This is a genomic window from Croceibacterium salegens (assembly GCF_009827435.1).
Taxonomy (GTDB): domain Bacteria; phylum Pseudomonadota; class Alphaproteobacteria; order Sphingomonadales; family Sphingomonadaceae; genus Croceibacterium_B; species Croceibacterium_B salegens.
The window spans coordinates 51,060-64,836 of sequence record NZ_WTYM01000059.1 but is presented as its reverse complement, the minus strand read 5'-3'; the positions used below and the strand labels follow the sequence as shown (position 1 = coordinate 64,836).

The following is a 13,777-nucleotide window of genomic DNA, read 5'->3' as shown; positions in this document are numbered from 1 at the left end:
ATCAATTGCCGTGCTTGCTGTCGCGCGTGCTCTCGACCATGCCTTCGTGGACGAAGCCGATCGGGGTCACTTCGAGCGCTTTGCGCTTCAGTTCGCCCTTCATCTTGGCGTATTCCGATTCCATCTGCTGGGTCACCGTCGGGCGGCTGTCTTCGAGCGCCTCGGTGAAATCGGCGTTGGTCACTTCGCCGGTATCCGCCCCACCCTTGCGGATGGCGATCAGGCCGGCGCGGCGCACGACGTCTTCGAGGTCCGCGCCGGTGTAGCGCTCGGTCTTCGCGGCAATGGCCTTGAGGTCGACGTCCTTGGCGAGCGGCATGTTGCGGGTGTGAATGCCGAGGATGCGTTCGCGACCGGGCGCGTCGGGCGGACCCACATAGACCAGTTCGTCGAAGCGGCCGGGCCGCAAGAGCGCGGGGTCGACGAGATTGGGCCGGTTGGTCGCGCCGATCACGACGATCGAGTTGAGCTCCTCCATCCCGTCCATCTCGGCAAGGATGGTGTTGACCACCCGCGCCGTGACCTGCGGCTCGCCTGCCCCGGTGCCGCGCGCAGGTACGAGGCTGTCGATCTCGTCGATGAAGATCACGCAAGGCGCCACTTGGCGGGCGCGGGCGAACATGCGGCTGATCTGCTGCTCGCTCTCGCCGTACCACTTCGACAGCAGATCGGAGCTCTTCATCGAGATGAAGTTCGCCTCCGCCTCCTTGGCCACCGCCTTGGCGAGCAGGGTCTTGCCGGTCCCCGGGGGGCCGAACAGCAGGAAGCCCTTGGCCGGACGGATGCCGAGCCGGTCGAAGGCCTGCGGGTTCTTGAGCGGCAGTTCGACGCCTTCCTTGAGGCGTTCCTCGGCTTCGTCCACGCCGGCGATGTCGTCCCAGCCGACCTTGGGCGCCTGGACCATGACCTCGCGCATCGCGCTCGGCTGGACCCGCTTGAGCGCCTCGCGGAAGTCGCTCTTCTCTACCTGCAATTCGGCAAGGACCTCGGGCGGGATTTCACGGGCGTCGAGATCGAGTTTCGGCATGATCCGGCGCACCGCCTCGATCGCCGCCTCGCGGGCCAGCGCGGCGAGGTCGGCGCCGACGAAGCCGTGGGTCGAGCGCGCCAGCTCGGTAAGGTCAACGCCTTCGCCAAGCGGCATGCCGCGGGTGTGGATGGCAAGGATTTCGCGGCGACCGCCCTCGTCGGGGACGCCGATCACGATCTCGCGGTCGAAGCGGCCGGGGCGGCGCAGAGCCTCGTCGATCGCGTCGGGCCGGTTGGTCGCGGCGATGACAACGAGGTTGGTGCGGCTTTGCAAACCGTCCATCAGCGTCAGCAACTGGGCGACGAGGCGCTTTTCAGCTTCGCCCGACACGTTCTGCCGCTTGGGCGCGATCGAATCGATTTCGTCGATGAAGACGATGGCCGGCTGGCTGCGCTCGGCCTCCTCGAACACTTCGCGCAGGCGCTTCTCGCTCTCGCCATAGGCCGACCCCATGATCTCGGGGCCGTTGATGGTGAAGAACTCGGCATCGCTCTCGTTGGCAACAGCCTGGGCGAGCCGGGTCTTGCCGGTGCCGGGCGGGCCGTGGAGCAGCACGCCCTTGGGCGGATCGACGCCGAGGCGGGTGAACAGTTCGGGATAGCGCAACGGCAGCTCGACCATCTCGCGCAGCTGCTTGATGGTGTCTTCCATCCCGCCGACGTCGTCGTAGTTGATCAGGCCGCGGGCATCGCGCGGTTCCTCGAATTCCGAGCGTAGTTCGACCTCGGTGTTCTCGTCGATGTGGACCACGCCCTTGGGAGTGGTCGAGATGACCTGCAGGCGAATCTGGGTGAGCGCATAGGCTGGGGCGTTGAACATCCGCGCGACCTGCGGGGGGACGTTCTGCACCGGCTGCTGGCCGTGAGTGGCGACGAGGTCGCCGGCGGCGAGCGGCCGGTTGAAGAACACCCGCTTGAGCGCTTCCGTCGGTCCCTGCAGCCGCATCTCGCGCTGGGCTGGCGCAAACACGACGCGAGTCGCCGCCTTGGTCTCGGCGCGGCGGATGGTGACATGTTCGCCGCTGGCGGTTTCGGCGTTGGCGCGCTGCAAGCCATCGAGGCGTACGACCTCCAGCCCCGCGTCCTCTTCATAGGCCGCCATCGCCACCGCCGCGGTTACACGCTTGCCTTCGATCTCGATGAAATCGCCTTCGGTGATGCCGAGGGCCTGGAACGCACTGCGCGGCAAGCGGGCTGTGCCACGGCCGCTTTCTTCCTGCCTGGCCGCGGCAACCTGCAGCCTGATGGTTCCCTCTTCGACCTTTGCCGCAACTTGCGCGTCTGCCATGGGCTCGCTCTCTTCCGCCTGTTTTTGTCTCGTGTCGGGGCAAAGCTAGGAATGCGCGCGAGCGAATCCAAGGCGTGCCACGAGTCAAAGCGCACGGACCGCAATGGCGGTTCCATGCGCCGGCAGGGAACTTGCCGCGACGGATTGAGGCAATAAAAAAGCCCGGGCGTTGCCGCCCGGGCTCAAAGTTTTGGGAGAGGATGCCTGAAAGGCAGGTTCCGTATGCTGCAAGCGCGAAGACTTCGCAAGTGCGAAAAGGTCACCGCATATTGCGTCTTATGCAAGTCATTTGTTTTTAAACGCTAAAAATGCGCCAAATAGGCTTCAAGGACCTGAGGCCCCATTCACGTTGCGTTGCACCATTTTGTTGTTTTGACCTTCAGACAGGGCGTGACTCGGGCAAATCGAGGCGCTAACCGGGCCGCATGCAGAAACTCTATCCCAACGCCGCCGCAGCCCTCGACGGGGTGCTGCGCGACGGCATGCTCATCGCCAGCGGCGGCTTCGGCCTGTGCGGCGTTCCCGAACGGCTTCTCGACGCGATCCAGGCCAGCGGCGTGAAGGACCTGACCTTCGCCAGCAACAACGCCGGGATCGACAACGAAGGCATCGGCAAGCTGCTGCGCACCCGGCAGGTGAAGAAGATGATCAGTTCCTATGTCGGCGAGAACAAGGAATTCGAGCGCCAGTACCTCGCCGGCGAACTCGAGGTCGAGTTCTGCCCGCAGGGTACTCTGGCCGAGCGCATGCGCGCCGGCGGCGCGGGCATTCCCGGCTTCTACACCAAGACCGGCGTCGGCACGCAGGTGGCCGAGGGCAAGGAAGTGAAGACTTTCGACGGTGAGGACTACATCCTCGAGCGCGGGATCTTCGCCGACCTCGCCATCGTCAAGGCGTGGAAGGCCGACGAGACCGGCAACCTCCAGTTCCGCAAGACCGCGCGCAACTTCAACTTGCCGGCCGCCACTTGCGGCAAGATCACCGTGGTCGAGGTCGAGGAAATCGTGAAGCCGGGCGAGCTCAACCCCGACTGCATCCACCTGCCCGGCGTCTACGTCCAGCGCATGGTGCTCGGCGCGCCCTACGACAAGAAGATCGAGTTCCGCACCGTGCGCGAGCGGGAGGCGGCATGATGACCACCCATGACCACCTGACCAAAGGCTGGACCCGCGACCAGATGGCCGCGCGCGCCGCACAGGAGCTTGAGGACGGCTACTACGTCAACCTCGGCATCGGCATCCCGACGCTTGTCGCAAATCACATCCCGGCGGGCATGCAGGTCACGCTGCAGAGCGAGAACGGGATGCTCGGGATCGGCCCGTTCCCGTACGACGACGAGGTCGACGCCGACCTGATCAACGCCGGCAAGCAGACCATCAGCGAGCTGCCGCATAGCGCCTACTTCGACAGCGCCGCCAGTTTCGCCATGATCCGCGGCGGGCACATCGACCTGACCGTGCTCGGGGCGATGGAGGTCAGCGAGAAGGGCGACATCGCCAATTGGATGATCCCCGGCAAAATGGTCAAAGGCATGGGCGGAGCGATGGACCTCGTCGCAGGCGTGAAGAAGATCATCGTGGTGATGGAGCACGTCTCCAAGAACGGCGATCCCAAGTTCATTCCCGAATGCACGCTGCCGCTGACCGGGACCAACGTGGTCGACATGATCATCACCGACCTGTGCGTGTTCCAGCGCCCCGACCATGCGAGCCCGTTCAAGCTGGTCGAGCTGGCGCCGGGCGTCACGGCCGACGAGGTCGCGGCCAAGACCACGGCGAACTACACCGCCTGACCTTGCGGCATAAGCCCGGCTTATGCGCCGCGCCGATCGCTTGATTGGCGCGGCGCCCGCTTCCGCGCTAGCGAGAAAGCGGAAGGAGGGCTCATGGCCTACACGCTGATTACCGCAAACCGGAATTATTCGAGTTGGTCGCTGCGGCCCTGGCTGCTGATGAAAGCGCTCGACATTCCCTTCGAGGACCGCCTCGAACAGTTCACCAAGCCGGACAACTTCGAGGATTTCCGCGCCTTCTCGCCGACCGGGCAGGTGCCGGTGCTGCTCGACGGCGAAGCGACGGTGTGGGACTCCTTGGGCATCGCGCTCTATCTCGCCGACCGCCACGAAGGCGTCTGGCCCGAGGCACCCGCCGCGCGCGCCTTCGCCCAGTGCGTGGTCGCCGAGATGCACGGCGGCTTTTCGGCCCTGCGCAACGATTGCACGATGAACGTCGGCGTTCGCGTGGCGACGAAGCCGCATTCCGCAGCCCTGCAGCGCAACGTTTCGCGTGTTCGGGAGATCTTCGAACAGGGAATCGAGCGCTTCAATGGACCATGGCTGTGCGGCCCCGAGTTTACCGCCGCCGATGCCTTCTACGCCCCGGTCGCCTTCCGCATCCGCACCTACGGTCTCGATGTCGGCAAGGGCCAGGCGTGGGTCGAGCGCGTGCTCGATCATCCGGCGATGCTCGACTGGGAACGGCAGGCGCTGGCCGAAACGTGGCGCGAGGCAAGCCACGAAGAAGAACTCGCGGCGGCCGGCTCGATCACCGCGGACTACCGGGCGGTCTAGTTCTGTTTGGCGAGCGGCAATGTGTTGACAATGCGCAACATCCGTCTATTTCTGTAATTACAGAAATGAATGGAAGACGAGTCGTGGCGATCAGCGACATCCCGGAAGCCGAAGCCTTCATCCTCCACTGGGGGGAGATGGGTTCGCATTGGGGCGTCAATCGGTCGGTCAGCCAGGTCCACGCCCTGCTATACCTGTCCGACCGCCCGCTGCACGCCGAAGAAATCTGCGACGAACTCGGCCTCGCGCGCAGCAACGTCTCGAACGCTTTGAAGGAACTGCAGGGCTACGGCATAGTCCGCCGCACCCACGTGTCGGGCGACCGGCGCGACCATTTCCTCGCCGAGACCGACCTGTGGGACATGCTCATGAAGATCGTGATCGAGCGCAAGAAGCGCGAGATCGATCCGACGATCATGGTCCTTTCCGACCTCGCAGCGCAGCTTGAAGGACGCGAGGACGTGCCCGCCCATATCCGCGAGCGGATCGGGCGAATGCACGACTTCATGGGCACCCTCGCCAACTGGTACGACGATATCCGCCGCCTGCCGCGCTCGACCCTGATCGCCCTGATGAAGCTTGGCGGCAAGGTCGCTCGCTTCGTCCCCACCCGCAACCAGACCGGAAACTAGGATCAATCAGGTGTGAGCCACACCCTGTCCAACTTACGCATCCCTCAATTTCTGTTTCTACAGAATTTACAGGAGGTCACGATGAAGGTCGCGCTACTCGCATTCCTTCGCTCTGTCGCAATGGGAGCCTTTGCAGGAGGCGCGCCCATGCTGATCTTTACTTTGCCTGCCGTACTCGAGGGGGGCCAAGTCGACGCACTCGGTATCGCGATCGTCACCATGCCCCTCTGGTATTCGTTCGGAATAACCTTTGCTGCAGCGCTCGTCATTGGACTGCCGCTCACCGCCATTTTGCGCCGCTGGGACTGCGAAACCGCCGTCAACTATGGCGTGTTGGGCGCACTCTTCGGCTTCCTTATTCCTGTCATGACATTCGGGATTGCCAGCGATTGGCTGGGACTGGCTCTAACCCTGGCGGTCCCGGGAACGCTAGCCGGCGCCATCACCGCCACCACGTGGGGCTATTGGCGCGAAGGCCTGCGCTGGGCCAGTGACCCCGAACCTCCCGACCAACCCGCCAAGCCCATCCACGACCTGATCCACTGAAGGAGACGCACCATGACCGAAGTCAGCTATTTCGCCTATCTCGCCTTCGCCATCGGCATGACGGTGTGGGTCGCGCGGACGCTCAGCACCAACGGGGTGATCTTCCTGATCGACTGCTTCGGCCACGACGAGACGCTGGCGCGCAGCACCAACCACCTGCTGGTGGTCGGGTTCTACCTCGTCAACCTCGGCTTCATCCTGCTGACCCTGCAGTTCGGCAGCGAGCCCGAGACCATTGCCGACGCGATCCGCTTCGTCGCCACCAAGGTTGGCCTCGCGGTGCTGGTGCTGGGCTTCTGGCACTTCTTCAACATGCACCAGATCGCACAATACGGCCGCAAGGTCGGCCGCTGGGTGCGTGACAACCGCCCGGCGACGATTTGACCCGCAACGACCGAAGGGGCCGCGTCACGAGTGTGGCGCTGCCTCGTCGCGTCTAGGCGATGATCTCGAAGTCGTCCTCGCCAACCGGACGAGCGAATTCGCCCCAACGGTCCGTCGCGCGCCAGTAGTCGGCCAGGCCCGCATCACGCAGGAGGTCCTTGAACCCGGTCGACTGCCGCACCCGCGCGAACCCGGGTTGCCAATGCTCCTGCATGAAATGGAGCGGCTGCTCGCTGCTTGGGCCCTCCCGAAAGATTGCGAGCACCGTCTCGTCGTCTCCGTAGTAGGCAAACCAGTGCGCAAGGCTGGTGAGGTGCAGCGGAAACTGGAGCTGCGGATCGGTCAGGGCCTCTCGGATTACTTCGAGCGCGGCCGCCGGATCGTCTTTCACAGCGACAAGATCGCGAGCATAGGGCTGCCGCTGCTCCATCCCGCTACCGAGTTGGCTGGCGTAGAGGCCAAAGACCCTGTCATGATCGCGCGTCGCCATTGCCCGCACCAGGGCCTGCCAGACGGTCGCGCTCGCGGTCGGATGAATTTCGTGGCACCGCTCGAATTCGCGATCGGCTTCTTCCAGCCGGCCGGCACAGCTGAGATTGTGCTGCAGGACATAGGATCCGCCCAGCGACAGAGGATCGGACCGGACGACCTTGGACTGTTGTTCAACTGCTTCCTGCGCCCGCCCCAGCGCCAGCATCGCGTGGCTCACCACCGACCAGTTGTTGTCGCCGCGTTCGACAAAGTAGGCGATGCCCTCCTCCACGGCCGGCCAGTCGAACGCATTCGCCGACCGCAACAGGCGCAGCGCGGCAACGTCGGGCTGGTCGGGGCCGAGCTGCACAGCGCGGGCATAGCTGCGCGTTATCTCCGCCCTTTCCGCCTCGGTGGGTCGTGTGAACAAGCCGAGATTCTGCTGGATGGTGGCGAGACCTGCCCAAGCGGAGGCGAAGGCGGGATCAATGCGGACCGCATCGCGATAGGCGTCGGTCGCCTTTGCCAGGTTGCCGAAGTCCATAGACGCGCGCAGCGCGCGGGCGCGGATGTAATGATCGTATGCCTCGGCATTGCGCGTGCCGCGGTTCTCTATCTCGCGTTTCTCGCTCGGCAGCAGGCGGACTTTTAGCGCACCGACGATCGCCTCAGAAAGCTCGTCCTGGATCTCGAAGATGTCGGCCAGTTCGCGGTCGTAGCGTTCGGCCCAGACATGCCCGCCGGTGGCTCCGTCGATCAGCTGGGCCGTCACCCGTACGCGGTTGCCCGCCTTGCGAACGCTGCCTTCGAGCACATGGGTGACACCGAACTGGCGGGCGACGTCCTTGATGTCGACGTGCTTGCCCTTGAAGGTGAAGGCGGTGTTGCGGGCGATCACGAACAGCGCCGAGACCTTGGACAGGTCGGTAATGATGTCCTCGCTGATCCCGTCTGCGAAATACTCCTGCTCGGCATCGTCCGACATGTTGGCAAATGGCAGGACGGCAATCGAGACCTGGTCCGGTGCCGTGCCGACCGGCTGAGCGGTCGCGGCACTTCCCTTGCCGACGAAGTCGCGCACATGGCCGGCGAAGGTCCGCCATGCCGGATCGCCGGGATCGCCCTGCCAGTGCGCCAGTTCGGCAGTCTGCACCAGCTCGAACATGATCGGCCGGTCGCACTGCTCGATCGTTACGGGGATCAGGGTTTTGTTGCGCTCCGCCAGCGTCGCCTCTGCACGCACCCAGCGCGAGACAACGGACTTCTTCGACCAGAGCACGACGACGGCCCGGGCGTTCCTCAGCGCCGCTTCGGTCACTTCGTCGTAGGCCTCGCCCGAACGCAGGGCGACGTCCCACCAGACCTCGAGCCCCTCGGCCGCGAAGCCATCGGCAAAGTGCTTCGCCCGCGCGGCGTCCTCGCGGTTGTAGGACAGGAAGATGTCGGGTGCGGCCAAGCTTTTCCCCTTGTCGGCACTCATAGCTGCGCGCCGAGTGCGCTTTATTCCGGAGGCCCCGTTATATGACAAGGGAGCAATGCCGCGCACCCGGTTTCGCTGGCGCAAGGCGCTCGCCGCAGGCTATGCCCCGGCAACCAGGATCGGGAGGGAGCCTCACATGAAAACGCGCCGCGACGCGCCCTGGCTGGCGCTGACCATCCTTGCCGGCATCGCCACCGTCGGCTTCGTCGACCGCATCGTCGTCAATGTGCTGGTCGAGCCGCTCAAGGCGGAGTTCGGCCTCAGCGACACTCAGGTCTCGCTGCTCGGCTTCGCTTATGCCGCGGTCAATATCGTGCTCGCGATCGTCATAGCCCGTCTTGCCGAGCGGTTCCGCCGGCTGACGCTGATTTCGGCCGGCACAATGCTGTGGTCGCTCGCCACTGCCGCCTGCGGCTGGGCGGGAACCTGGACTCAGTTGCTGCTCGCCCGGGTCGGCGTCGGTGTGGGCGAGGCAATCGGACTGCCCGGGAACCAGTCGGTGATCGCAGACTATTTCCCGGCCAACCGGCGCGGCCTTGCTATCTCGGTGTTGTTGCTCGCCCCACCGGTTGGAGCCTTCATCGGCTTCGTCGGAGGCGGCGCCATCGCCCAGTCCTACGACTGGCGCTTCACCTTCCTCATGGCGGCCATTCCCGGTGCGGTGCTGGCCGTGCTCGCCTGGCTGTTCATCGAGGAGCCGACACGCGGACGGCACGACGCCGGCGCCAGCGACGAAGTGCCCTCGCTCGGCCGGGTGGTGACACGGCTGTTCGGCCTGCCGAGCGCGCGCAACCTGGTGATCGGATCGACGATCGCGGCGACGCTGGGGTTCGGCATCAATTACTTCTTCACCTCGCTGATGATGCGGCAGTTCGCGCTCGGGATCGGCGAGGCGGGGCTCTACGCCGGGGTCACCGCCAGCCTGCCGGCGGCGATCTCGGTGGTGCTGTCGGGCTGGCTCGGCGACAGGTTCGGCGAGAAGCACCCGGCGGCCTACGCCCTGGTGCCCGGTGTCTGCCTGCTCATCGGCGGCCCCCTCTACGCCTTCGCGATCACCCGCGGCGACCTGACCGTGCTGCTGACACTGGTCAGCATCTCGACCGTCTTCATGTTCGGCTACCTCGGAATTACCTTCGCCACGCTGCAGAACCTCATGCACCCGCGCATGCGGGCGACCGCGAGCGCGCTGCTCGGCGTGGTCTACGGCCTTGCCGGGGGAGCAGGGCCCTTGGTCATCGGCTTCGTCAGCGACTCGCTGTCGCCCCGCTACGGCCCGGCGCAAGGCCTGGCCTATGCCATGGCGATTTCCGCACTGGCCTACCTCTGGGCCGGAGCGCACTACATGCTCGCCGCTCGCCGCCTCGCCGCTGACCAGGCAAAGGTCCGCGCCGAGGGCGGCTGACGGCAAAGCAGCTCAGTCGGCTGGGTTGTACCTGTCGAGGAAAGCTTCCATCACCTGGAGGAACTGCAGCCGGTCTTCCGTGCGCGTGAAGTGGTGATCGCCTTCGGGCTGCTCGACATATTCGACCTGCTTGTGTGCCTTCTTGAGCACGTCGTTGAGGTCGCGGCTCTGTTCGACCGGGACGCGCAGGTCCTCCTTGCCATGCACCAGCAAGATCGGGGCGCCGAACTGTTCGGGAAACTTGATGGGCGAGACTTGTGCAAGGTCCCCGGTGCGATTCTCCCAATACTCCTTCATGAATTTGCCGAAGATCGACTGACGATCCGAAGCAAGCATTGCCGGCAGATCGGAGACGCCGGCAAAGCTCACCGCGCAACGAAACTCGACGCTGTCACGCTGGGCCGCACGCATGGCGACGTAGCCGCCGTATGACGCGCCAACCACGCAGACCCGGCCCGGGTCGGCCAGTCCCTGTTCGACCGCCCACTTCTTCGCATCGACGATGTCGTCCTGCATCTTGAGGCCCCACTCGCCGTCACCCGCCTCAAGGAACCCCTCCCCGAAGCCGGCGGAGCCCCGATAGTTGGGCTGGAGAACGGCATAACCGCGGTCCGCGAGGAATTGCGACCACCAGTCCCAGCGCTCGTAATCGCGCGACTGCGGTCCGCCGTGCGGCAGGAGAATCAGTGGCAGGTTCTTCGCTTCCTTGCCCGGCGGCAGCGTCAGCACAGCCTGAATCTTCAACCCGTCGCGGGCGGTGTAGACGACGGTCGAGACCGGGCCATTGGGTTCGGCCGACAGTTCCTCGTGCGCCTTGGCGAGAAGGCTGACCTTCTTCGTGGTTGCATCGAAGATGTAGTACGATGCCGGTTGCGAGGGCGTGCCGACGGAAATCACGTGTTTGGTATAGTCGCGGCTGCTGGAAACGATCTGCACCAAACGGCCAGGAAATCCTTGGTCGAGCAGGCTCTGGAGCTGCTGCATATCAGTCGAGAACCAGCGATACCGTGGCATCTGGTCGATCCAGCGGACCCCGCGCAGTTGCGAACCGAGATCGTCGGTATACCAGGCATCGAGGTCGTACCCGTCGACATGGAACACAGCATCGCCCAGCGTCATGGTGGCGAGATCCAGCTTGCGCAACGCGGCGACACCGTTTTCGGTGCTGACGGTGAGGGCCGTCTTGCCGTCGGGATAGAACATGCGCGGCGCGAGAAGGTCGTCCTGGTAGCCGACGCTGGCAACCTCCTTGAGCCGTTCCTTCGGCCCCGAGCGATAGACGAAGCGATTTCGGATGCCTTCCTTTTCCGAACCGATGCCCACCCTCACGACGCCGTCTGCATCGGCGTAATATCTTTGGATTCCCTCGATCGGCGAGGTGTCGAGCTTGAAACTGTTCTTGGCGACATCGACCCGCATGACCTGCGGCCAGAACCCTTGCTCCCAAGTGTAGTAGGACGTGCGGTACTGCAGCAGGATTTCGGGAGAACCGTCCTTGGCTGTCCAGATCACCGTCCCGCCGTCGCTCAGCATCTTGCCGAGCTTTGGCTGGAGGACATGCTGTTCCTTCCCGTCGGTGCGAAAAGCGACGTAGCGCGAAATGTAAACCTCCGCGCCATCGACAAATTTGCCATCCTCGACGCGACCATCGATCCCTGTTTGAACCAGGATCCAGTCGTCGTTCACCCAGGTCAGGTCCCACAGGTCGTAGTCGCCCGCCCCGATCAGTACCGGCGCGCCAAGGCTGCGATCGGTTGGAATGATCACCAGTTGCTGCTTGCCTTCAAGCGACATCTCGGCGGCAACGAATTTACCGCTCGGCGAAATCACCGGGTTCGACATGCGCGGCGGCGTGGCGAAATATTCGGCTGGCCGTTCGGCAGCGACAGGTATTGCGGTTGCGCTCACCAGGGCGAGCGAAATGGATCCGAGAAGTGCACGGCGAAACGAGAACATGAAGCGCCCCCCAATTGATACTTCCAGGCGGCATCCCCCGCGTCTGGTTTCTCGCGATACAATTCCCTGAAACGAAGGCGATTTCAAGCCCTCAGAGCAGCGCCTCGATCTGGTCCATCGTGTCGCTCATGGTCGCCACGAAGCCGCGGTAGACGTCGGGTTTGGTCATATCGAGGCCGGCCTTCTTCCTGAGAATTTCCACCGGGTAATCCGACCCGCCCGCCTTGAGCACGGAGATGAAGGCCTCGCGCTCCGCCTTGCCGCCATCGAGGATCGACTTGGCGAACCAGGTGCCGGCCGAGATCGAGGTGGCGTACTGGAACACATAGTAGGGCGTGCCGCGGAAGAAGTGGCTGATGTAGGACCACTCGTGCGCCACGTTGTCCGGAAGGATCATGTTCGGCCCGTGGTAGCGGCGCAGCAGGTCCATGTAGACCTCGGCGAACTTGCGGCCCGACAGGCCTTCGCCGTTCTCGGCCAGTTCGTGCGCCTTCAGTTCGAATTCGGCGAACATCGTCTGGCGGTAGAAGGTGCCGCGCGCGTTCTCGAGCTGCTGGCCGAGGTAGAACAGCTTCTCTTCCTTGGTCTTGGCGCGTTCCATCATGTAGCGGCTGAGGAAGACCTCGTTCACCGTCGAGGCGATTTCGGCGATAAAGGTCGCGTAGCTGTAGGTCTCGTAGGGGTTCTGCTTCTTCGACAGCAACGTGTGGATCGCGTGACCCCATTCGTGGGCATAGGTCGAGAGGCCGTCGTAGTCCTCACCCAGGTTGAGCAGCAGGTACGGGTGCACGTCGTAGATGCTGCCGTTCATGTAGGCGCCCGACGTCTTGCCCGGCCGCGGCCGCGGATCCATCCACTTCTTGGTCGTCGCCTCGGTCAGCAGGCCGACATACTCCGGCCCCAACGGAGCCAGCGCCTGCAGCGTGATGGTGCGCATCTCGTCGAGGTTGAACTTGCGGCCAAGGGAGACCAGCGGCGGGTAGATGTCGTAGTAGCCGATGTCCGGCAGGCCGAGGATGCGGCGGCGCAGGTCGAAGTATCGATGCAGTTGTGGCAGGCCCTTGTTGGTCTCGTCGACCAGCGTGCGATAGACGCCCTCGGGGATGTTCGGCCCATCGAGCGCAAATGCCAGCGTGTTGGGATAGTTGCGCGTCTTGGCGCGGAACACGTCGCCCTTGATCTTCGAGGCATAGGCCGCGCCGAGCGAGTTGCTGAAGGCGGCGTAGGAGTCCCAGAACTCGGCGAACACTTTCTTGCGATCGTCGCGATTGGCCGTGCCGCGCGCCAGCGTGTAACCTTGGTCGTCGAGCCGCATCTCGGTTCCGTCGGACAGCGTGACCGTCGGGCGCGGAATGTCTGATGCGACGAGCTGGCCGCGCACGTCGGAGGGGCCGGCCAGCGGTGCGCCGGCCGACGCCATGATCGCCTCGCCAGCGGTATCGAGCGTATGTTCCGCGCCGCGCAGCGTGTCGCGCAGGCCGAACGCGAAGCGTGTCTTGAGAGTCGCGTTTTCGGCGATGAAGCCTTCGACCCTGTCCTTGCCGAGCGCGAGGATTTCCGGCGACGTCCATGAAGTCGCCTCACTCAGTGCGGTGAACATATCGGCCGATTGACCGCGCCGTTCCTGGTTCTCTGCGACGCGTACATCGGCATCGGCACTGAGCGAGGAATAGACGTAGACCCTTACGGCAGTCTTGGTGACGTCCGACATGTCGACCATCGCCTTGGCCATCGCTTCGGCACCGTCGCCGAGGTGGCCCTTGTAGGCAGCGAGCCGCGGCAGAGCGTCGAGCACACCCTTGCGCGCCGCGTCCCAAGCCGCCCAGTCGGGATAGATGTCGCTCAGGTCCCAGTCGCCCGCAGCGGTGCCGCTGGCGGCCTGCGCGAGTGCCGGGAGCGAGCTGGCGGCGAACGGCATGACGGCGGCAAGGACAAGGATGCCGCGACGGTCGGTGTGAAGCATTTTGGTGAGTCCCCGTTGGGCGCGCCCGCGGCGCGCGGTCATGGCGCGCAGGCTAAT

The 13,777-nt window shown here is 64.5% G+C and carries 11 protein-coding genes; 7 read left to right on the top strand and 4 right to left on the bottom strand.

Annotated features, from left to right (window positions below; translation table 11 throughout):
* Position 1: 1 nt before the first annotated feature.
* A complete protein-coding gene (locus tag GRI89_RS16490; protein WP_159797956.1) occupies positions 2–2,317 on the bottom strand; it encodes a CDC48 family AAA ATPase in 2,316 nt (771 codons plus the stop codon).
* A 425-nt stretch (positions 2,318–2,742) separates the two neighbouring features.
* On the opposite strand from GRI89_RS16490, the gene GRI89_RS16485 reads away from it, so the two are divergent.
* From GRI89_RS16485 to GRI89_RS16460, 6 genes are all read left to right on the top strand, one after another.
* A complete protein-coding gene (locus GRI89_RS16485; protein WP_159797955.1) occupies positions 2,743–3,450 on the top strand; it encodes a CoA transferase subunit A in 708 nt (235 codons plus the stop codon).
* Positions 3,450–4,109, top strand: coding sequence for a CoA transferase subunit B (locus GRI89_RS16480; RefSeq protein WP_159798203.1), 660 nt, complete (start codon positions 3,450–3,452; stop codon positions 4,107–4,109). Before GRI89_RS16485 ends, GRI89_RS16480 begins: the two co-directional genes overlap by 1 nt.
* Positions 4,110–4,202: 93 nt before the next feature.
* A complete protein-coding gene (locus GRI89_RS16475) occupies positions 4,203–4,886 on the top strand; it encodes a glutathione S-transferase family protein (protein ID WP_159797954.1) in 684 nt (227 codons plus the stop codon).
* A 65-nt stretch (positions 4,887–4,951) separates the two neighbouring features.
* Entirely contained in the window at positions 4,952–5,518 is a 567-nt protein-coding gene (locus GRI89_RS16470; RefSeq protein WP_159797953.1) for a GbsR/MarR family transcriptional regulator, read from the top strand.
* Positions 5,519–5,665: 147 nt separating this feature from the next.
* Positions 5,666–6,064, top strand: coding sequence for a hypothetical protein (locus GRI89_RS16465; RefSeq protein ID WP_159797952.1), 399 nt, complete (start codon positions 5,666–5,668; stop codon positions 6,062–6,064).
* Positions 6,065–6,076: 12 nt separating this feature from the next.
* Entirely contained in the window at positions 6,077–6,448 is a 372-nt protein-coding gene (locus GRI89_RS16460; RefSeq protein ID WP_159797951.1) for a hypothetical protein, read from the top strand.
* Positions 6,449–6,500: 52 nt separating this feature from the next.
* Here GRI89_RS16460 and GRI89_RS16455 read toward each other — a convergent pair whose 3' ends face one another.
* Positions 6,501–8,375 carry a TIR domain-containing protein gene (locus tag GRI89_RS16455; RefSeq protein ID WP_159797950.1) on the bottom strand — a complete coding sequence of 625 codons (1,875 nt, stop codon included), beginning with the start codon at positions 8,373–8,375 and terminating at the stop codon, positions 6,501–6,503.
* Between the two features lie 160 nt (positions 8,376–8,535).
* On the opposite strand from GRI89_RS16455, the gene GRI89_RS16450 reads away from it, so the two are divergent.
* Positions 8,536–9,801, top strand: coding sequence for a spinster family MFS transporter (locus tag GRI89_RS16450; RefSeq protein ID WP_159797949.1), 1,266 nt, complete (start codon positions 8,536–8,538; stop codon positions 9,799–9,801).
* A 12-nt stretch (positions 9,802–9,813) separates the two neighbouring features.
* Here the strand turns inward: GRI89_RS16450 and GRI89_RS18315 are convergent, their stop codons facing one another.
* Together GRI89_RS18315 and GRI89_RS16440 are read right to left on the bottom strand one after the other, a co-directional pair.
* The gene (locus tag GRI89_RS18315; protein WP_159797948.1) at positions 9,814–11,709 is read right to left on the bottom strand and encodes an alpha/beta hydrolase family protein; all 1,896 of its coding nucleotides are present in this window, start codon (positions 11,707–11,709) and stop codon (positions 9,814–9,816) included.
* A gap of 139 nt (positions 11,710–11,848) precedes the next feature.
* The gene (locus tag GRI89_RS16440) at positions 11,849–13,762 is read right to left on the bottom strand and encodes a M3 family oligoendopeptidase (RefSeq protein WP_235913483.1); all 1,914 of its coding nucleotides are present in this window, start codon (positions 13,760–13,762) and stop codon (positions 11,849–11,851) included.
* Positions 13,763–13,777: the final 15 nt, after the last annotated feature.